This is a genomic window from Paracoccus sp. NFXS7 (assembly GCF_040148865.1).
GTDB classification, from domain to species: Bacteria; Pseudomonadota; Alphaproteobacteria; order Rhodobacterales; family Rhodobacteraceae; genus Paracoccus; species Paracoccus marcusii.
On sequence record NZ_JAKEKV010000009.1, the window covers coordinates 29,994 to 47,844 of the forward strand.

Here is a 17,851-nt window from a genome sequence, read left to right on the forward strand (position 1 = left end):
CACGCGACCGTCTCAGATGTGGGTATCGCCCAAGGGCAGGCAATCGTCCAGAAGCCGTATCAGGCCCCGATCGCCAGTCGTTCCGCCTGCCCCGGACCTGGATCGCGCAGGACATAGCCGCGGCCCCAGACCGTCTCGATATGGCTCTCACCGCCCAAGGCCTCGGACAGCTTCTTGCGCAGCTTGCAGATGAACACGTCGATGATCTTCAGTTCAGGTTCGTCCATGCCGCCGTACAGGTGGTTCAGGAACATTTCCTTGGTCAAGGTCGTGCCCTTGCGCAGGCTCAGCAGTTCCAGGATCTGGTATTCCTTGCCGGTCAGGTTCACCGGCTTGCCCTTTACCTCGACCGAACGGGCGTCCAGGTTGACGGTGATCTCTCCGGTCCGGATCAGCGCTTGGCTGTGCCCCTTGGAGCGGCGGATGATCGCCTGGATGCGGGCCTGCAGCTCTTCGCGGTTGAAGGGCTTGGTCATGTAATCGTCCGCGCCGAAGCCGAAGCCGCGCAGCTTGCTTTCCGTGTCGTCGGACCCGGTCAGGATCAGGATCGGCGTGTCGATGCGGGCCAGGCGCAGATGGCGCAGGACCTCCATCCCATGCATGTCGGGCAGGTCCAGATCCAGCAGGATCAGATCGTAATCGTACAGCTTGGCCAGATCGATCCCCTCCTCGCCCATGTCGGTCAGGAACACGTTGTAGCTGGCCGCCGTCAGCATCAGTTCGATCGCCCGTGCAGTGCTTGGGTCGTCTTCTACCAGAAGGATTCGCATGGCTTGGTCTTTCCCCGATTCGCCGAAGGTCATGTCCCGACAATCTGACGAACAGGTTAATATGTCGTTACCACTTGCATTCCTTCTGCGTCATGCACCCTATGGTTGTCTATACTTTTGAAGCGCCGTCACCTTCAAGGCCGCCTTTCCGTGGCGCGCGACCGCGGTGCACCAGCCGTCGAACTCCTCCTCCGACAGGCCATAGCGGCGCAGTGCGTCGTCGCGGCTGATCAGCCCGTGCGACACCGCCAGCACGACCGTCTGCTTGCGGCTGGCGACCCATCTGGTGTCGGCCATCGGCAAATCCGCCACGCTGAGGATGCGCCCATCCGCCAGTGTCACGATCCGCGGGCCTGTGGTCTTTTTCACGAACATTGCAGCGTCCTTCCGTCACGTTCTGCAAGTTCTGGTCGAAAGCACTTAAGGCGCGGTTAGCCTGATCGGGATTTCGACCCCGGCCGGGGTTGAGAATCCGACCAATTTGCCTATATTTTGACGCAAATCCCTTTGCCGCCCGACCAGCACCGCCCCTGGCGGGCCGAAAGATCATCCATGACCCTGACCGCTGCCCTGCGTGCCGATGCGCCCGCGACCGAACTGAACAGCCTTGGTTTCGCAAAATCCCCTGCGCAGACGCGTGTCGTGGTGGCGATGTCGGGGGGCGTGGACAGTTCCGTCGTCGCGGCGCAGCTGAAATCCGAGGGCTATGACGTCATCGGGGTCACGCTGCAGCTGTACGATCACGGCGCGGCACTGGCCAAGAAAGGCGCGTGCTGCGCGGGCCAGGACATCCACGATGCCCGTCGCGTGGCCGAACGCATGGGCTTTCCCCATTATGTCCTGGATTACGAGAACAAGTTCCGCGAATCGGTCATCGACGAATTCGCCGATGCCTATCTGGCCGGCGCGACGCCCGTTCCCTGCATCCGCTGTAACGAGCGGGTCAAGTTCCGCGACCTGCTGGAAACCGCGCGCGACCTGGATGCCGACTGCATGGCGACCGGCCATTACATCCAGCGCAAGGACGGCGCGCATCGCGCCGAACTGCACATGGCGGCCGACCCGAACCGCGATCAGAGCTATTTCCTGTTCTCGACCACCCAGGAACAGCTGAATTTCCTGCGCTTTCCCTTGGGCCATCTGGTCAGCAAGGCCGAGACGCGCGCCCTGGCCGCCGATTACGGCCTGTCCGTCGCAGACAAGCCCGACAGCCAGGATATCTGCTTTGTCCCCAACGGCGACTATGCCGCGGTGATCGAGAAGCTGCGCCCGGGTGCCGCAGATCCCGGCGAGATCGTCGACCAGCAGGGCACCGTTCTGGGCACCCATCGCGGGGTGATCCACTATACGATCGGACAGCGGCGCGGGTTGGGCATCGGCGGCGGCAGCCCGCTCTATGTGCTGCGGCTGGAGCCGGAGACGCGCCGCGTCGTCGTCGGCCCGCGCGAGGCGCTGTCGACGCGCACCATCGCCGTAACCGAGGTGAACTGGCTGGGCGATCAGCCCTTCGAGGGAGAGATCGCCTGCCTGGTCCGCATTCGGTCCACCCGCCCGCCGCGGCCCGCGATCCTGCGCCCCCTGCCCGGCCGCCGTGCCGAGGTCGAACTTCTGGACCCCGAGGACGGCGTCAGCCCCGGCCAGGCCTGCGTCTTCTACGAGGCCGAGGGCACGCGCGTCCTGGGCGGCGGCTGGATCAGCCTGCGTCGGCGGCCAGCTGCCTGATCCGGGCGATCATCGCGCGCACGCCGTTCGATCGTTGCGCCGACAGGTGTTCGTCCAGCCCAAGGCGCGCCAGCGCGGCTTGGGCGTCCACCGCCTCGACCTGGTCCACCGGCAGCCCGGCATACAGCGCGTGCAGCACCGCGATCAGGCCGCGCACGATCAGCGCATCGCTGTCGCCCTGAAAGTCAAAGCTGCGCCCCTCGATCCGCGGCAGGATCCAGACCTGGCTGGCACAGCCGTCGACCTTGGTGGCCGGGACCTGCACCGCGGAGTCCATGGGCGGCAAGGCCTTGCCCATTTCGATCAGGTGACGATAGCGGTCTTCCCAATCGTCCAGAAAGTCGAAGGTTTCGGCGATGTCCTCGAAGGCGGGGGTGGCCATGGGTCTCTCCTGATATCAGGGGTCATGGCCTAGCGCGCCGCGGCGGTCAGGTCAAAGAGGCTTTTCGGCGCGGCCCGGATCGCCTATCACGGGGCCAAGGACCGCCAAGGGGACATGCCATGACCAGACTTACCCTGCCGCTGCTGATCGGCGCCCTGATCCTGTCCGGCTGCGGGCGGTTCGGCGACAGCGGCTGGAACCCGCTTGGCTGGCGTGGCGCGGGTGCGTCGACCCCCGAAACCCTGGCCCCGGAAGGCGGCTATCCCACGGCCCAGGACGAACGCCCCCCGGTGCCGCAGATCCTGGGTGCCGAATGGCAACCGCTCAGCGACGGCCGCCTGCTGGTGCTGCGCGGCTTTGCCCCGGTCAAGGGCTATCACTCGGCCGCCTTGGTCCGGTCGGTGCCGCGGTCCGGCGACCAGCTGCAGCCCGACTCTGACGGCGTCCTGCGCTTGCGCTTCGTGGCCTCGCCTCCGGTCGCGGACAACCCCGCGGCGGCCCTGCCCGCAAATCCCGTCACGGACACGATCACGGTGGCGCTGCCGATCAGCTTCCTGCGTCTGTCGCGCCTGTCCGCGATCCAGGTCGAGGGCGGCGACCGCGTAATCACCCTGACCCGCTGAAGGCTTGCGCAAACGCCCGCGCCGCGCTAGTCCGCAGCGGTCGGAGGCGTGGCAGAGTGGTTAAATGCACCGGTCTTGAAAACCGACGTGGGTGAAAGTCCACCGTGGGTTCGAATCCCACCGCCTCCGCCATCCCCAACTCACCTGATCGTCCGCACCCTGACCCGCCCCGCGCGTCGATATGTCCGCCGGAAAATAGCGCTTGCCAGGTCCGCCCTTCGTTGCGTTATATCCACCCGGACATATCACCGATGGAGATTGCCATGCCCGGCCCGGATCGCCTTGCCCTTGCCGCTTGCGTGGCGCTGATCGCGTCTCCCGCGCTGGCCGATGATGTGACCGTCTTTGCCGCCGCCAGCCTGACCGACGCGCTGGACCGCATTGCGGCCCAATGGAGCGAAGAGACCGGCCGGACGGCCGTGATGTCCTATGCCGGATCGTCCGCTCTGGCCCGCCAGATCCAGCAGGGCGCGCCCGCGGACATCTTCATCTCGGCCAGCGAGGAGTGGATGGACGCGGTGCAGGCCTCGGAGGACATCCGTCCCGACACGCGTCGCGACCTGCTGGGCAACAGCCTGGTGCTGATCGCGCATGGCGACGCGGCCCCGGTGATCATCGACACGACGCTGGACCTGACGGCGATGCTGGACGGGGGGCGGCTGTCCATGGCGATGGTCGACAGCGTCCCGGCGGGCATCTATGGCAAGGCCGCGCTGACCCATCTGGGGTTATGGGACGCGGTGGCGCCCATGGTCGCGCAATCGGACAACGTGCGCAGCGCCCTGACCTTCGTCGCGCGCGGAGAGGCGCCCCTGGGCATCACTTATGCCACGGACGCCGCCGCGCAGGACGACGTGACCATCCTGGGCACCTTTCCCGCCGACAGCCACGACCCGATCGTCTATCCCGCCGCCATCACCGCGCAGTCGGACAATGATCAGGCGCAGGCCTTTCTGGACTATCTGTCGTCGGACGCGGCACGGGCGGTCTGGACAGAGTACGGCTTCACGACCCTGAAATGACCGACGCCGTCACCTCCTGGCTGGGACCGACCGAATGGCAGGCGGTGCGCCTGTCGCTGTGGGTCGGGCTGGTCGCCACGCTGGTCAGCCTGCCATTGGGCATCCTGACCGCCTATGCGCTGGCGCGCTGGTCCTTTCCCGGCAAGCAGATCCTGAACGGCATCGTCCACCTGCCGCTGATCCTGCCGCCGGTGGTCACGGGCTATCTGCTGCTGGTCACCTTCGGGCGGCGGGGCAGCGTCGGGCAATGGCTGGAGACGGTGGGCATCATCTTCTCGTTCCGCTGGACCGGGGCGGCGCTGGCGGCCGCGATCATGGCCTTTCCGCTGATGGTGCGTGCCATCCGCCTGGCGATAGAGGCCGTCGATCCCCGGCTGGAGGCCGCGGCGGGCACGCTTGGCGCCAGCCCGGCCTGGGTGTTCGCCACGGTGACCCTGCCCCTGATCCTGCCCGGCGTGCTGGCCGGATCGATCCTGGCCTTTGCCAAGGCGATCGGTGAATTCGGGGCGACCATCACCTTCGTGTCGAACATCCCCGGCCAGACCCAGACCGTCCCCTCGGCGATCTATGCCCTGCTGCAGGCGCCGGGTGGAGAGGCGGCGGCGGGGCGCCTGGTCCTGGTGTCGATCACCATTGCCATGACCGCGCTGCTGCTGTCAGAGGTTCTGGCGCGCCGCGTCGCGCGGCGGGTGGCGGGCGCATGACGCTGCAGGTCCGCCTGACCCACCGGTTTGCCGGGTTCGACCTGGACGTGGCGTTCGACGCCCCCCCGGGGCTGACGGTGCTGTTCGGGCCATCCGGTTCGGGCAAGACCACGGTCGTGAACGCGGTCGCGGGCCTGCTGCGACCGGATGCGGGGCGGATCGCGGTCGATGACTGGGTCCTGACCGACAGCGCCCTTCGGCGCCACCTGCCCCCCCACCGCCGCCGCCTTGGCTATGTCTTCCAGGAAGGGCGGTTGTTCCCGCATCTGTCGGTCCGCCAGAACCTGCTCTATGGCCGGTGGTTCGCGCCGCGCGACGCCACCGCGCCTGATCTGGATCGCGTGGTGCAGATGCTGGGCATCGGCCCCTTGCTGGCCCGCCGTCCCGGAACCCTGTCCGGCGGAGAGCGCAGCCGCGTGGCCATCGGGCGCGCCCTGCTGGCCGCCCCGCGCCTGATCCTGGCGGACGAGCCGCTGGCCGCCCTGGACGAGGCCCGCAAGGCCGAGATCCTGCCCTATTTCGAACGCCTGCGCGACGAGGCCGGCGTGCCGATCCTCTATGTCAGCCATTCCAGCGCCGAGGTCGCGCGGCTGGCCACCACCGTCGTGGCGCTGCGGGCCGGGCGAATCGCGGCCATCGGGCCGCCGGCGCAGGTCTTGGGCGATGCGGGCGCGGTCGGTGCGGACACGGCATCGGTCCTGACCGCGCGCGTCGCCGGCCATGATGCAGACGGGCTGACACGGCTGCAGACGGGGGCGGGTCCGGTCTTCGTCGCCCGCCTGGATGCCCCGCCCGGCACGCATGTGCGCCTGCGCGTGGGGGCACGCGACGTCATCCTGTCACGGGATCGGCCGCAGGGCCTGTCGGCGCTGAACATCCTGGCGGGCCGCATCGCCGCGATCACGACCGAGGAAGGACCGAACGCGCAGGTCGTCCTGACCGTCGGGTCCGACACGCTGACGGCCCGCCTGACGCGCCGCTCCGTCGCCGCGATGGGTCTTGCGCCGGGGCAGCCCTGCCACGCGATCCTGAAGACCGTGGCGGTGGCCGCCGGTGACATCGGCGCATTGCACACTGTCCCGCCCGCGACGTGACCGCATCTTCGGATGCAGAAATTTGATGGCCGACGCCGAAATGACCGGCCACCGCAACCGAAGGTGGCATGCCTTCGGATGCAGTGGCCGCGAACGCTTGGTCCTGGTCAGCAGACCAGCGTCTTGCCGTTGCGGCGGTGGCGCTGAACCATCTTCTGGGCCTTGCCGCCGGGCACGAAGGGCCGTGCGGGTTCCGACGGGCCAGCACGCAGTTCGGGGAACAGCGTGAAGATCTCGTCCTGCGCGGCCTGGCCCAAGGACTTCATCGCCTGGGGCCCGGTATACAGCGACTCGGTCTGCGCGTCGTTCGAGAAGACGATCTCGTGGCGGGCGAACAGGATGTGATAGTACTGGACCGAGTCCACCGCGACCTCGTCGACGCCGTCCAGCGCGGTCAGCTGACGTGCGGCGACCAGAACCTCGGTCGTGCCGAACATGCGCTGCGCGATGGCCGACCGGACCAGCACGCGATGCTGCGGCGACACCATCAGGTCGCGGCTTGGCAGATCCTGCCCCAGGGCGCCCGCGCGGATGCGGATCGGACGCAGCTTGGGAACCATGGTCAGATCGACGCGGTCCAGCGCGCGCCCCCCGATCCAGCGGATCGGACGGGCGCCGTTGTCGCGGGTCTCGACCAGGTCGCCCACGCGCAGGTCCTCGACCGCGACGTCGCCATCGGGGGTGCGGATCATCGTGCCCGCGCAGAAGCAGGGAATGCCCATCCCGTTCAGGCGCGACGGCGTCAGGCTGTCGGGATCGACGTCGCGCATCCACAGCTCTTCCCCGTTCGGGAAGGAGATGACGGCGTACTTGTTGTCCCACTCGTCCACATCGGCGCGGATCTTGACGTCTGACAGGTCGATCGGGTTGCCATCGGCATCATGCAGGCCGCTGAGGTCCAGCACGTCCGCGGCGGCGGGGTTGCCCTCGCTGTCCAGCTCGTCCCCGAACCCGAACCCGCGGATCGTGTCATGGCCAAAGCCGTCGGTCAGGACCAGCGTGTCGACCTCGGCATCGGGACGGCTGACGGCGGCGAACAGATCGCCGTTCATCGAGATCTCGTCGTTGCCAAGGCCGCCGATGATGGTATCGGCGCCCCACCCTCCTTCCAGGACATCGTTGCCGTCGCTGCCGATGATCATGTCGTCGCCCGCGTCGGCAAAGACGCGGTATCCGTCGACGCCTGCAGCCGATCCGTCGATCACGTCATGACCGCCGCCGGTCCGCAGGTTCTGCATGTTCAGGAACCGCAGATGCCCGTCCACACCGCCCAGGGCGTCGATGTCGCCCGAGCTGGAGCTGTCCAGCACGACATGCACGCCGGGCGCGGATTCGGTGGGCTCCGACGGGGCGGACTGCCAAGCGTTCAGGGTGTTGTACCCCCCTTCGCCGTCGTACAGGTCGTTCCCGATCGGCGCGTCGCTGCCGCCGTTGCCCCAACGATAGCCGTCGTCACCGTCCCCGCCATAGGCGACGTCGTCGCCGCCGCCGGTCTCGATCACGTCGTTGCCGTCGCCGCCATGGACGATGTCGTTGCCGCCGCCGCTCTGGATGTAGTCCGTGCCCGAGCTGCCGAGGATCGTGTCATTGCCGTTGCCGGAATAAAGGCGCATGCCGACCGTGTGCGTCGGGCCGTCGACATACAGGATGTCGGCATTCGAGGCGTCGACATTGTGGTTGCCGTCGCCCAGGTACACCCGCTCGATTCCCTGGAATTCGATGGTGTTGCCGTTGGAATCGGTCGCGGTCCCTGCCTCGGTCGAGGAATAGGTGACCGTCATGTCGGCGTCGCTGTCCGGGTTCAGGCTCAGCGTGTCGCCGCCGTTGTGGTTGTAGGGATCGAAGGTGTAATTCTCGGACCCCGTCATGCCGATGACATAGGAACCGTCGAAGACGGGCACATGCCCGTCGCCACCGATATACGTGTCGTGCTCACCGCCCTCGGCCGACCCGTTCCAGGTCAGATGGTCGGCGCCCTCGCCACCGTTGACGGTGTCATTTCCGGGACCGCCGTCGATGGTGTCATTGCCCGGGCCGCCGTTGATCGTGTCGCCCTCGGCGGTGCCCACGATCGTGTCGTCACCCGTGGTTCCGGGAAGATCTGCGGCCATGGATAGTCCTCACAATGTCGCTGGTTACATCACATGCCGCGGGTCGCTGAGGGCTTCTGCCCGGCGATTCGCACCCGCTGACTTATGTCGGTTTAGTCCAAAACGCTGCCCAATTGAGAGTTGTCCTTTTCTACAGGCCACGGGCATGGCACGGCCCCGCCGCGCCATGCCGCGCCGGTCAGTAGATCAGCACGAGGGCACCGATCACCCCGCCGAACACCAGCGCGAAGATCGCCCAGTGCAGCAGGACGCTGTGCGGCGTGGTCGGGGGTTGCACCAGGCGCCAGTCATCGACCGGGCCGGGTTGCGCGTCCATGTCGGTCGGTGCCGGGGGCGTGGCCGCCCGGTCTTGGTTCATCTCTGTCATCTGGATGTCCTGAAAGAATGAGGTCGCGACGAACCGCCCGCCGGGGCGGTGTCCGTTCAGATCGTCATTGTTTCAGGGGCGTGGCGGCGCGCGGGGCCTGCGCGTCCGCCGGACAGGCCGCGGGGGTGCGGCGCGGCGTGCCTGCGGCAGGACCAGCCTGACGGGCGCACGCGGGGGCGGCGGCGAAAACGGTTCCGGATCGGCCCCCGCGGCGGGTGACGGCACCACCGGCACGCCCTGACGGTCGACCAGCGCGACGGTCGCGGGCAGGCCGAGCTGTGACAGGCGGTCGCCAGACAGATGCGGCACCTGCCGTTGCCAGGCCGGATGGGAAACCGCAACCGCCGCGACCAGCAGCAGGACCGCGCAGACGGCCCACAGCCTCAGGACAACGGTCCTGAGGCTGTTATGGGATGCGGCGTTCGGCGGGGCGGACATCGGTTCTGGCGTTCCTCAGTCGATGCGGGCGACCAGCAGCTTGTCGATGCGGCGGCCGTCCAGGTCCACCACCTCGATCCGCCAGGGCGACAGGGTCACGTGGGCGCCCACCTCGGGCAGGACGCCCGCAAGGTCAAGAACCAGGCCGGCCACGGATTCGTAATCGCGATCCTCGGGCAACGGGACGCCCAGCAGGTCGGAGAACTCGTCCACCGGCATCCAGCCCGCGATCAGCCAGCTGCCATCGTCGCGCCGGACGGCCTTGGGCTCGTCCTCTCCGGGGTCGGGGAAGTCGCCGGCGATGGCTTCCAGCACGTCCATTGCGGTGATCACACCCTCGAAATGCCCGTATTCGTCAAAGACCAGCAGCATGTGCGCGGGCGAGGATTTCAGCTGCTCGATCACGTTCAGCGCCGGCAGACCGTCGCGCACGACGGGCACCACCTGAATCAGCGCGCGCGGGTCGGCGGCGGGATCGGCCTGCAGTCGGATCAGGTCGCGGGCATGGATGACGCCGACGATGTCGTCATCGGCCCCGTCCCGCAGCAGGATGCGAGAGCGGTGGCCGGTGCGGAAGACCTGCGCCAGATCGTCGGGGGTGGCGTTCGCGTCGGCGATCAGCACCTCGTGGCGCGGGGTCATCAGGCCGCGCGCGGTGCGGTCGGCGATGCGCATGACGCCGGCGATCATCTCGTTCTCGGCCGGGGCGATGACGCCGGCGTTGTGCGCCTCGGCCAACATGACCTTGATCTCCTCGTCGGACATGCTGCTCTCGGCCTTGCCCGATTGGCCCAGCAGGGCCAGCAGCACCCGCCCCGACCGGTCCAGCACCCAGACCACCGGCGCCGCGATGCGCGAGATCATCCGGATCAGCGGCGCGATGCGCGCGGCCACGGCCTCGGGGGCGCGCAGGGCGATCTGCTTGGGGACCAGTTCCCCGACGATCAGCGACAGATAGGTGATGGCGACGACCACGCCGCCCACGGCCAGCGTATGGGCCAACGCGGGCTGCATGCCCCCCGCGACCAGGGCGGTGGCCAGGCGCGTGCCCAGTGTCGCGCCCGAGAAGGCGCCCGACAGCACGCCCACCAGCGTGATGCCGATCTGGACGCTGGACAGGAACCGGCCCGGATCGGCGGCCAGGTCCAGCGCGGTCGCGGCCCCCCGGCTGCCCTGCTGGGCCATGGTCTTGAGCCGGGCGGGCCGGGCAGAGACGATGGCAAGTTCGGACATGGCAAGAACGCCGTTGAACAGGGTCAACAGCAGGACGATGGCGATTTCGAGGAGCATGGGACTTTCGTCAGCTGATGAAAGGCGGCGTCATGGCCGTCCTGGACCGCCACGATAGGCGACAGCCCCCCATCGGACCAGCACCTTTCCGCGTCCGTTCACGCAATCGTCGGTTTTCCGCCGCCGTCGCCCGGAAACACGAAGACGCGCCGCGGGGGGCGGCGCGCCGGGTGGCGGATCGGGCCGGGGCCGCGATCAGATATGGGTCGGAAAGCTGTCGCGGCGGATGCCCAGCTGCTTCAGGCTGGCATCGGCGGGACGGCGATGGGCGCGGACGGCGCGGGCCGCCTCGAGGCTGGCACCCAGAGTGTCCATCGCGGACAGAAGGCGGTTCCAGGCATTGCGCAGGGTGGTCATTTCGGTCTCTCTTTCCGTCATCAGGTGACAGCAGAGATATCGGGTCCGACCCCCGTTTCTGCAATGCAGCATCCGATCAACCCAGCCTTGCGCCGGGTGCATGACCCCGGCCCGTCACCGGGCCGGGGTTTCGCGTCAATCCTCGTCCGATGCCATCTGGCTGAGGACCTGACCCTTGCCGCGGGCCCGCATGATCATCGGCACGATCAGCGCAAAGGCCGCGACCGCGATCAGCCCCGCGGACACCGGGGTCGAGACCAGCGTCATCACGTCGCCTTGGCTGATCGACAGCGCGCGGCGCAGTTGCTGTTCGGCCATCGGGCCCAGGATCAGCCCCACGACCACCGGCGCGATGGGATAGCCGTAGAGGCGCATCAGATAGCCCATGACGCCAAAGATCAGCAGCATCGACAGCTCGATCGGGGACGGGTTGGCGCCGATCGTGCCCAACGTGGCAAAGCACAGGATGCCCGCGTAAAGCCACGGCCGCGGGATGGTCAGCAGGCGCACCCACAGTCCGATCAGCGGCAGGTTCAGGATCACCAGCATCACGTTGGCGATCAGCAGCGACGCGATCAGCCCCCAGACCAGGTCCGGGTTGGTCGCGAACAGCAGCGGTCCGGGCTGCAGGCCGAACTGCTGGAACCCGGCCAGCATGATCGCCGCGGTGGCGGTGGTCGGCAGGCCCAACGTCAGCAGCGGGACCAGCGTGCCCGCGGCGCTGGCATTGTTCGCGGCCTCGGGCCCGGCGACGCCCTCGATGGCGCCGTGGCCGAACTCCTCGGGGCGCTTGGCGGCGCGTTTTTCGGCGGCATAGGACAGGAAGGTGGCGATGTCGGCACCGCCCGCGGGCATGGCGCCGATGGGAAAGCCGATGAAGGTGCCGCGCAGCCAGGGCTTCCAGGACCGCTTCCAGTCCTCGCGCGTCATCCAGACCGATCCCTTGACCGCCGTCACCTTGTCCTCGACGCCATGACGGTTGGCGGCGACGATCATCGCCTCGCCCACGGCGAACAGCGCCACGGCCAGGGTCGTGACCTCGATCCCGTCCAGCAGCTGCGGGACGCCAAAGTCCAGCCGCGCCTGACCAGTAAGCTGGTCGATGCCGACTAGGGCCAGCGCCAGGCCGATGAACAGCGATATCAGCCCCTTGCGCGCACTGTCGCCAAAGGCAGACGACACGGTGACGAAGGCCAGCACCATCAGCGCGAAATACTCGCGCGGGCCGAAGGTCAGGGCCAGCTTGACCACGGTCGGCGCGACGAAGGCCAGAAGCAGCGTCGCGACCAGCCCCGCGACGAAGGACCCGATGGCGGCGGTGGCCAGCGCCGGCCCGCCGCGTCCGGCGCGGGCCATCTTGTTGCCCTCCAGCGCGGTCACGATGGAGGCGCTTTCGCCCGGCGTGTTCAGCAGGATCGACGTGGTCGATCCGCCATACATGCCGCCGTAATAGATGCCCGCGAACATGACCAGCGACCCGGCCGGGTCCAGCCCGTAGGTCACCGGCAGCAGCAGCGCCACGGTCAGCGCGGGCCCGATGCCGGGCAGCACGCCCACGGCGGTGCCCACGGTCACGCCGATCAGCGCGTAGAGCAGGATCATCGGGTCGGTCGCGACCATCAGGCCCTGGAACAGGTATCCGAACGTGTCCATGCCCCTAGCCCCCCGTGATCAGGCGTTCCAGCGGACCCGCCGGAAGGCTGAGGTTCAGAAGCTGGGAGAAGACCAGATAGATCGTCCCGGTGAAGATCAGCCCGATGGGCAGGGTCAGCGCCAGGTTGCGCTTGCCGAAGGCCCGGGCGGTGGCCGCGAACAGCAGCGCGGTCGCAATGACGAAGCCCGCCGTGTTCAGCAGCGCCAGCTGCGCGGCCAGGCCGCCGATGATCCAGGCGATGGGTGCGGGATCCTGGGCCGGGCGTTCGACCGGCGCGTCGCGGAATGCCGCGACGGCGGTCCAGGCCGACAGCGCCAGCAGCGCCCAGGCGATCCAGCGCGGGACGTCGGCCGGGCCGACGCCGGAATAGCCCCGGTTCTGCGGCAGCGTGGCCACGTCGCGGAAAATGATGACCGCGATCAGCGCCAGCACGGCCGCCACGGTCAGCGCCGCCCCGTCGGGGCGGCGTCTCGTGTCCGGGGCAGTCGTCATTCGACCAGCCCGATGTCCTTGAGGACCGCGGCCGTCGTGGCGGTCTCCTCCTCCAGCTGGGCGCGGAACGCGTCGCCCGCCAGATAGGTGTCGGCCCAGCCCTTGGTCGCCAGCGCCTCCTGCCATGCGGTCGATTTGGCCATCGTCTCGATGTCGGCGGCGATGGCGGCCTCGTCCTCGGGGGACAGTCCTGCGGGGGCGGCGACCATGCGCCAGTTTTGCAGCACGACGTCCAGGCCGACCTCGGTCAGGGTGGGGGCGTCGACGCCCTCGATCCGCTCCTCGGAGGTGACGGCCAGGATGCGCAGCGTCCCGGCATCGGCCTGCGGCTTGAATTCGCCGAGGCTGGAGATGCCCGCGGTCACCTGGTTGCCCAGGATCGCAGCCAGTGCTTCGCCGCCGCCGGAATAGGCGATGTAGTTGATCGCGGTCGGGTCGACATCGGCGGCATTGGCCAGAAGGCCGACCGCAATGTGGTCCGCGCCGCCCGCCGAACCGCCGGCCCAGCTGACAGAGCCGGGATCGGCCTTCAGCATCTCGACCAGCTGGTTGATGTCCTGGATCTCGGATGCGGTGGGCACCACGATCGCCTCGTATTCGCCGGTCAGGCGGGCGATGGGCGTCACGTCGGCCAGCGACACGGGCGAGGCGTTGGTCAGGATCGCGCCGACCATCACATAGCCGCCCACGATCAGTTGGTCGGCCTTTCCGGTAGCCGAGGACGCGAACTGCGCCAGACCCACGGTGCCGCCGGCGCCCGGAACGTTCTGGACCTGCACGGAATCAGAGATGCCCTCGGCCTGCAGGACCTCCTGCATGGTGCGGGCGGTCTGGTCCCAGCCGCCGCCCGGTGCGGCAGGCGCCAGGATGGTATAGTCGGTGGCCAGCGCCGGAGCGGCCAGGGCCGCGGTGAACAGGCCCGCAAGAATCGCGTGTTTCAAGATAGTCCTCCCCATTGGCCGGGCCTCCACCCGGCAACGGGCATCCTGACACGCCAACCTGACGCAAAGCTGACATCGGCGCGATTATTCCTGGCCCGGCTCCGGCTCCGGCGGGGACAATGCCTGCTGCCATCGCGCGATCAGCCGGGCACGGCGCGACTGGTCCAGATAGGCCAGCAGGCCGGGGCTGATCGCCACGGGGCGCAGCTGCGCGCCCAGCGCCGGGGGCATGCCGTCCGCGCCCGACGACACCTCCAGGCTGACGGCGGGCAGGCGCAGCTCCTCGGCCAGGATGGTCTGGCCCTCGCGCGACATCAGGAAGGCCAGGAAGGCCGCGCCCAGGTCGGGCCGCGCCGCCGCACGCGGCACCAGCGCCACCCGCGACACGACCACGGTAAAGTCGCGCGGCAACAGCAGGCCCACGTCCGGCTCCTGCCGCGCCCAGTCCGCGGCATAGGACCCCAGGATGTTGTATCCGACCGCCAGCCGCCCGTCGGCCACGCGTTCCAGGATCTCGCGCGAGGTCGCGAACTGCTGGACGCCCGCGCGACCCATCGCCTGGCCCAGGTTCCAGATGTCGAAGAAATGCTCCTGGTCGCGGGCCAGGAACAGGTATCCCACCCCCGACAGCGCGATGTCATAGGTGCCGATGCGCCCCTGCACCGTCGCCCCGCCATGATCCAGCCAGTCCAGCAGCTCGAACCGGGTCGCGGGGGGCCGGCGGTCGCGGAAGCTGGGCTTGTGATAGACCAGGACGGCGGGTTCGAACGTGATCGCATAGGCCGTGTCGCGCCAGTTCGCCCAGCGCGGCCAGTCGGCCGAGGACGGCGTGGCCACCGCCTGGGCATAGCCGTCATTGGCCAGCTTGATCTGCAGGTCCATGGCCGAGGAGAACGCCAGATCCGCGGTGGTGCCGCCGGCGTCCGTCTCTTCGGTGATGCGCGCAAAGATCTGGCCGGTCAGCAGGTCCTGGTATTCGACGGCGATGTCGGGGTTCAGCGCCTGGAACCCATGGATCAGCGGGCGGGCCAGATCCTCGTCCAGCGACATGTAAAGGCGCAGCGGCCGGTCCTGCGCGCCTGATGGCGCGGGAAACCGCAGCGTGTCGGCCGCCGCCGCCCCGGCGACGACGGACAGGATCAGCGCAACGCAGGAAAGGCGGGGAATCATGCGCACCAGCATGGTGCATCGTGGCACCCGCCGCCCCGCCGGACAAGCGGGCCGCGCGCCCTTGCCTGCCCGGCCCGCGCGGCCCTAAGATCGCCGCCGGGGGGACGGTCGATGCGTATTCTGCTGGTCGAGGACAACGCGGCGCTGGCCGACGGGCTGGTGCAGCTTCTGGCCGGCGCGGGGCATGCCGTCGATCACGTCGATGACGGCGCCTCGGCCGAGGCGCTGATCGCGGCGGAGCGGTTCGACCTGGTGATCCTGGACCTGAACCTGCCGCAGATGGACGGGCTGGAGGTGCTGCGCCGCATGCGCACCCGCCGCGACCCAGCCGCGGTGATGATCCTGACCGCCCGCGGCACGCCCGAGGAACGCGTCCGGGGCCTGGACCTGGGGGCCGACGACTACATGGTCAAGCCCTTCGAGATCACCGAGTTCGAGGCCCGCGTCCGGTCGCTGCTGCGCCGCCAGGCGGGCCTGCGCGCGGCCGAGGTCACGATCGGCGGCGTCATGCTGGACCTGACCGCGCGCCGTTTCCTGGCCGAGGGGCAGCCGATGGACCTGCCCGCCCGCGAACATGCGCTGCTGGAACTGCTGTTCATGCGCGCCGGCAAGGTCGTCCCCAAGGAGACGATCATGCAGTCCATGACCTCGCTGGAGGATACCCTGTCGGACAACGCGATCGAGCAATATGCCAGCCGCCTGCGCCGCAGGCTGGCGCCCCACGGGGTGCAGCTGCGCACCGCGCGGGGCATCGGCTATTACATCGACAAGGGCGTCTGAGCGCCGATGGGATCGCTTCGCCGCCGCCTGCTGGCCTGGCTGCTGGCGGCCACGGCCGCCTTGGGCACGCTGGCGATGGCCGACACCTGGTCCGAGGCCGTGTCCACCGCGCGCGCCGTGTCCGACCGGGTGCTGACCGGATCGGCACTGGCCATCGCGGAACGGGTGACGGTGGGCGACGATGCCGCCCTGCAGGCCGACATCCCCTATTCCGCGCTGGAGATGCTGACCTCGACCGCGCAGGACAGCGTGTTCTATCGCGTCGACGGGCCGGGCGGGTTCATGACCGGCTATGCCGACCTGCCGCTGGCCGAACCGGGCTCGGATGGGGCGGGCTACGCGGATGCGGTGTTCGCGGGCGCGCCGATCCGGGTCATCACGCTGGCGCGGACCGTGTCGACGGGCATCGAATCCATCCCGTTCCGCGTGACGGTCGCGGAATCCAAGCTGGCGCGGAACCAGCTGTCGCAGGCGATCCTGCTGCGCTCGGCGGCCAGGTTGGCGCTGATGATCTGCGGGGCGGCGGCGATCATCTGGATCGCGGTTCCACTGGCGCTGCGCCCGCTGAACAGGCTGGGCGACGCGATCAGCGCGCGGCGCGCGGACGACCTGTCCCCGCTGCCCACCGACGTCCCGCAGGAGGTCCAGGACCTGGTCGCGGCGATGAACTCGTTCATGGTGCGGCTGGACACGGCGCTGTCGGCGCTGCGCAACTTCACCGGCAATGCCAGCCATCAGCTGCGCACGCCGCTGGCGGTGATCCGCACCCAGCTGACCCTGGCGCAGCGGGCGGGCGACGCGCAGGCCGCGCGATCGGCGGTGGCCAAGGGCGACGCGGCGCTGGCCGATGCCGAACGGATCTTGGCGCAGCTGCTGCTGCTGGCGCGGGTCGATGCGGCCGCGGGCCATCCGATGGTCGCGCCGCTGGATGCCCACGCCCTGGCCCGCGATCTGACCGGAGAGATGATCCCGCGCGCCGCCGGTGCCGGGATCGACCTGGGATATGACGGACAGCCCGTGACCATCCGCGCCGAACCCGTCCTGCTGGCCGAGGCGCTGAAGAACCTGATCGACAACGCGCTGGCCTATGCCGGCCAGGGGGCCGAGGTCACGGTCCGCGTGCAGCCGCAGGACGGCGTCGCGGTGATCTCGGTCGAGGATGACGGCCCCGGCATCGCCCCCCCGGCGATGGACCAGCTGACATCGCGCTTTACCCGCGGCGCGTCGGCCGAGGCGCGACCGGGCGGCAGCGGCCTGGGCCTGTCCATTGTGACAGAGATCGCGCAGCTGTTCGGCGGCACCCTGCGGCTGCGCGCGGGCGCGGACGGGCGCGGCCTGCGGGCCGAGCTGCACCTGCCCGTCGCGTGACAAACCGCGCGTCTTGCGCCCGCCCGGCCTTGCATCGCCCCGGTCCCGCCTGCAATATCCGCGCCATGGACGCACAGCGGATCCCCTTGGCGCGCATCATGCGCGTCCTGGTCCTGATGGCCAGCATCGTGCAGCTTGCGCTGTACGGGGCAACCGCGCCTGCCTCGGTCGAGCTGGGGCCGCAATTCCTGCGCCTGACCGAGGAACAGCGGCTGTATTCCGACAGTCCCGCCCAGGTCGCCGTCCTGTCCTCCAAGGCGCATCCAGGCCCGCTGGCGAAATCGCCGCTGCCCGATGCCGATCCCTGGTACCGCGCCACGATGGGTCCGGCCCCGGCGCAGACGGCGTCGCTGATCGCTGCGACCGATACCACGGTACCCCTGGCGCAGGACAAGACCCACCCTGCCCGCGCGCGCGGTCCCCCCTTGGCGTGATGCGCCGCGACCGGCAGCCACGGCTGTCCGGTCCGACGGCCCCGTTCCGCCCGCCCCCGGCACCTGCCGTGCAGGCCGGGGCGTCACCAAAGGACCGCCGCCCGTCCGCGTCACGAACGCCACGGGACCGGC

General features: G+C 69.0%; 20 protein-coding genes and 1 tRNA gene. 9 read left to right on the plus strand and 12 right to left on the minus strand.

From position 1 onward, the window contains the following. Window positions 1-59: 59 nt before the first annotated feature. Together ctrA and sciP are read right to left on the minus strand one after the other, a co-directional pair. Window positions 60-770 carry a response regulator transcription factor CtrA gene (gene ctrA, locus LZ686_RS14575; protein ID WP_042249236.1) on the minus strand — a complete coding sequence of 237 codons (711 nt, stop codon included), beginning with the start codon at window positions 768-770 and terminating at the stop codon, window positions 60-62. Between the two features lie 99 nt (window positions 771-869). Further along, window positions 870-1,145, minus strand: coding sequence for a CtrA inhibitor SciP (gene sciP / locus LZ686_RS14580; RefSeq protein WP_042249233.1), 276 nt, complete (start codon window positions 1,143-1,145; stop codon window positions 870-872). Between the two features lie 177 nt (window positions 1,146-1,322). On the opposite strand from sciP, the gene mnmA reads away from it, so the two are divergent. Continuing rightward, window positions 1,323-2,492 (plus strand): tRNA 2-thiouridine(34) synthase MnmA, encoded by a 1,170-nt coding sequence (gene mnmA / locus LZ686_RS14585; RefSeq protein WP_217844701.1) that lies wholly within the window; start codon window positions 1,323-1,325, stop codon window positions 2,490-2,492. Here mnmA and LZ686_RS14590 read toward each other — a convergent pair. Further along, window positions 2,464-2,874 carry a SufE family protein gene (locus LZ686_RS14590; RefSeq protein ID WP_045982037.1) on the minus strand — a complete coding sequence of 137 codons (411 nt, stop codon included), beginning with the start codon at window positions 2,872-2,874 and terminating at the stop codon, window positions 2,464-2,466. The genes mnmA and LZ686_RS14590 overlap by 29 nt on opposite strands. A gap of 119 nt (window positions 2,875-2,993) precedes the next feature. On the opposite strand from LZ686_RS14590, the gene LZ686_RS14595 reads away from it, so the two are divergent. The 5 genes from LZ686_RS14595 (at window position 2,994) to modC (ending at window position 6,317) form a co-directional block, all read left to right on the plus strand. Continuing rightward, window positions 2,994-3,497, plus strand: coding sequence for a hypothetical protein (locus tag LZ686_RS14595; RefSeq protein ID WP_349548264.1), 504 nt, complete (start codon window positions 2,994-2,996; stop codon window positions 3,495-3,497). 42 nt (window positions 3,498-3,539) lie between these two features. Next, window positions 3,540-3,629: transfer RNA gene (locus LZ686_RS14600), tRNA-Ser, on the plus strand. Between the two features lie 131 nt (window positions 3,630-3,760). Continuing rightward, window positions 3,761-4,519, plus strand: coding sequence for a molybdate ABC transporter substrate-binding protein (modA, locus tag LZ686_RS14605; RefSeq protein ID WP_349548265.1), 759 nt, complete (start codon window positions 3,761-3,763; stop codon window positions 4,517-4,519). Then, window positions 4,516-5,223: a molybdate ABC transporter permease subunit gene (gene modB, locus LZ686_RS14610; protein ID WP_349548266.1), complete on the plus strand. Its 708-nt coding sequence runs from the start codon at window positions 4,516-4,518 to the stop codon at window positions 5,221-5,223. Before modA ends, modB begins: the two co-directional genes overlap by 4 nt. Beyond that, a complete protein-coding gene (gene modC / locus LZ686_RS14615) occupies window positions 5,220-6,317 on the plus strand; it encodes a molybdenum ABC transporter ATP-binding protein (RefSeq protein ID WP_349548267.1) in 1,098 nt (365 codons plus the stop codon). The genes modB and modC overlap by 4 nt, the downstream gene beginning before the upstream one ends. A 107-nt stretch (window positions 6,318-6,424) precedes the next feature. On the opposite strand, the gene LZ686_RS14620 is transcribed toward modC, so the two are convergent. The 9 genes from LZ686_RS14620 to LZ686_RS14660 form a co-directional block, all read right to left on the minus strand. After that, entirely contained in the window at window positions 6,425-8,428 is a 2,004-nt protein-coding gene (locus tag LZ686_RS14620) for a Hint domain-containing protein (RefSeq protein ID WP_349548268.1), read from the minus strand. 178 nt (window positions 8,429-8,606) lie between these two features. Continuing rightward, a complete protein-coding gene (locus LZ686_RS14625; protein WP_045982032.1) occupies window positions 8,607-8,795 on the minus strand; it encodes a hypothetical protein in 189 nt (62 codons plus the stop codon). A 72-nt stretch (window positions 8,796-8,867) separates the two neighbouring features. Next, window positions 8,868-9,233, minus strand: a complete 366-nt coding sequence (locus tag LZ686_RS14630; protein ID WP_349548269.1) for a hypothetical protein — start codon at window positions 9,231-9,233, stop codon at window positions 8,868-8,870. 15 nt (window positions 9,234-9,248) lie between these two features. Then, window positions 9,249-10,523, minus strand: a complete 1,275-nt coding sequence (locus tag LZ686_RS14635; RefSeq protein WP_349548270.1) for a hemolysin family protein — start codon at window positions 10,521-10,523, stop codon at window positions 9,249-9,251. A gap of 195 nt (window positions 10,524-10,718) precedes the next feature. After that, window positions 10,719-10,880: a hypothetical protein gene (locus tag LZ686_RS14640; protein ID WP_157020456.1), complete on the minus strand. Its 162-nt coding sequence runs from the start codon at window positions 10,878-10,880 to the stop codon at window positions 10,719-10,721. 135 nt (window positions 10,881-11,015) lie between these two features. Continuing rightward, complete coding sequence (locus LZ686_RS14645) at window positions 11,016-12,533, minus strand: tripartite tricarboxylate transporter permease (RefSeq protein WP_045982029.1); 1,518 nt, start codon at window positions 12,531-12,533, stop codon at window positions 11,016-11,018. Window positions 12,534-12,537: 4 nt separating this feature from the next. Continuing rightward, entirely contained in the window at window positions 12,538-13,026 is a 489-nt protein-coding gene (locus LZ686_RS14650) for a tripartite tricarboxylate transporter TctB family protein (protein WP_347918168.1), read from the minus strand. Continuing rightward, complete coding sequence (locus LZ686_RS14655) at window positions 13,023-13,967, minus strand: tripartite tricarboxylate transporter substrate binding protein (RefSeq protein WP_349548271.1); 945 nt, start codon at window positions 13,965-13,967, stop codon at window positions 13,023-13,025. The genes LZ686_RS14650 and LZ686_RS14655 overlap by 4 nt, the downstream gene beginning before the upstream one ends. 84 nt (window positions 13,968-14,051) lie before the next feature. Continuing rightward, entirely contained in the window at window positions 14,052-15,137 is a 1,086-nt protein-coding gene (locus LZ686_RS14660; protein WP_349548272.1) for an ABC transporter substrate-binding protein, read from the minus strand. 111 nt (window positions 15,138-15,248) lie between these two features. On the opposite strand from LZ686_RS14660, the gene LZ686_RS14665 reads away from it, so the two are divergent. The 3 genes from LZ686_RS14665 (at window position 15,249) to LZ686_RS14675 (ending at window position 17,719) form a co-directional block, all read left to right on the plus strand. Then, the gene (locus tag LZ686_RS14665; RefSeq protein ID WP_046000203.1) at window positions 15,249-15,917 is read left to right on the plus strand and encodes a response regulator; all 669 of its coding nucleotides are present in this window, start codon (window positions 15,249-15,251) and stop codon (window positions 15,915-15,917) included. 6 nt (window positions 15,918-15,923) lie between these two features. Beyond that, complete coding sequence (locus LZ686_RS14670; protein ID WP_349548273.1) at window positions 15,924-17,285, plus strand: sensor histidine kinase; 1,362 nt, start codon at window positions 15,924-15,926, stop codon at window positions 17,283-17,285. Window positions 17,286-17,371: 86 nt separating this feature from the next. Then, the gene (locus LZ686_RS14675) at window positions 17,372-17,719 is read left to right on the plus strand and encodes a hypothetical protein (RefSeq protein WP_349548274.1); all 348 of its coding nucleotides are present in this window, start codon (window positions 17,372-17,374) and stop codon (window positions 17,717-17,719) included. The last annotated feature ends 132 nt before the right edge of the window (window positions 17,720-17,851 follow it).

Coding starts and splice junctions, on each gene's coding strand:
- ctrA (WP_042249236.1), bottom strand. CDS start 770: ATGCGAATCCTTCTGGTAGAAGACGACCCAAGCACTGCACGGGCGATC.
- sciP (WP_042249233.1), bottom strand. CDS start 1,145: ATGTTCGTGAAAAAGACCACAGGCCCGCGGATCGTGACACTGGCGGAT.
- mnmA (WP_217844701.1), top strand. CDS start 1,323: ATGACCCTGACCGCTGCCCTGCGTGCCGATGCGCCCGCGACCGAACTG.
- LZ686_RS14590 (WP_045982037.1), bottom strand. CDS start 2,874: ATGGCCACCCCCGCCTTCGAGGACATCGCCGAAACCTTCGACTTTCTG.
- LZ686_RS14595 (WP_349548264.1), top strand. CDS start 2,994: ATGACCAGACTTACCCTGCCGCTGCTGATCGGCGCCCTGATCCTGTCC.
- modA (WP_349548265.1), top strand. CDS start 3,761: ATGCCCGGCCCGGATCGCCTTGCCCTTGCCGCTTGCGTGGCGCTGATC.
- modB (WP_349548266.1), top strand. CDS start 4,516: ATGACCGACGCCGTCACCTCCTGGCTGGGACCGACCGAATGGCAGGCG.
- modC (WP_349548267.1), top strand. CDS start 5,220: ATGACGCTGCAGGTCCGCCTGACCCACCGGTTTGCCGGGTTCGACCTG.
- LZ686_RS14620 (WP_349548268.1), bottom strand. CDS start 8,428: ATGGCCGCAGATCTTCCCGGAACCACGGGTGACGACACGATCGTGGGC.
- LZ686_RS14625 (WP_045982032.1), bottom strand. CDS start 8,795: ATGACAGAGATGAACCAAGACCGGGCGGCCACGCCCCCGGCACCGACC.
- LZ686_RS14630 (WP_349548269.1), bottom strand. CDS start 9,233: ATGTCCGCCCCGCCGAACGCCGCATCCCATAACAGCCTCAGGACCGTT.
- LZ686_RS14635 (WP_349548270.1), bottom strand. CDS start 10,523: ATGCTCCTCGAAATCGCCATCGTCCTGCTGTTGACCCTGTTCAACGGC.
- LZ686_RS14640 (WP_157020456.1), bottom strand. CDS start 10,880: ATGACCACCCTGCGCAATGCCTGGAACCGCCTTCTGTCCGCGATGGAC.
- LZ686_RS14645 (WP_045982029.1), bottom strand. CDS start 12,533: ATGGACACGTTCGGATACCTGTTCCAGGGCCTGATGGTCGCGACCGAC.
- LZ686_RS14650 (WP_347918168.1), bottom strand. CDS start 13,026: ATGACGACTGCCCCGGACACGAGACGCCGCCCCGACGGGGCGGCGCTG.
- LZ686_RS14660 (WP_349548272.1), bottom strand. CDS start 15,137: ATGATTCCCCGCCTTTCCTGCGTTGCGCTGATCCTGTCCGTCGTCGCC.
- LZ686_RS14665 (WP_046000203.1), top strand. CDS start 15,249: ATGCGTATTCTGCTGGTCGAGGACAACGCGGCGCTGGCCGACGGGCTG.
- LZ686_RS14670 (WP_349548273.1), top strand. CDS start 15,924: ATGGGATCGCTTCGCCGCCGCCTGCTGGCCTGGCTGCTGGCGGCCACG.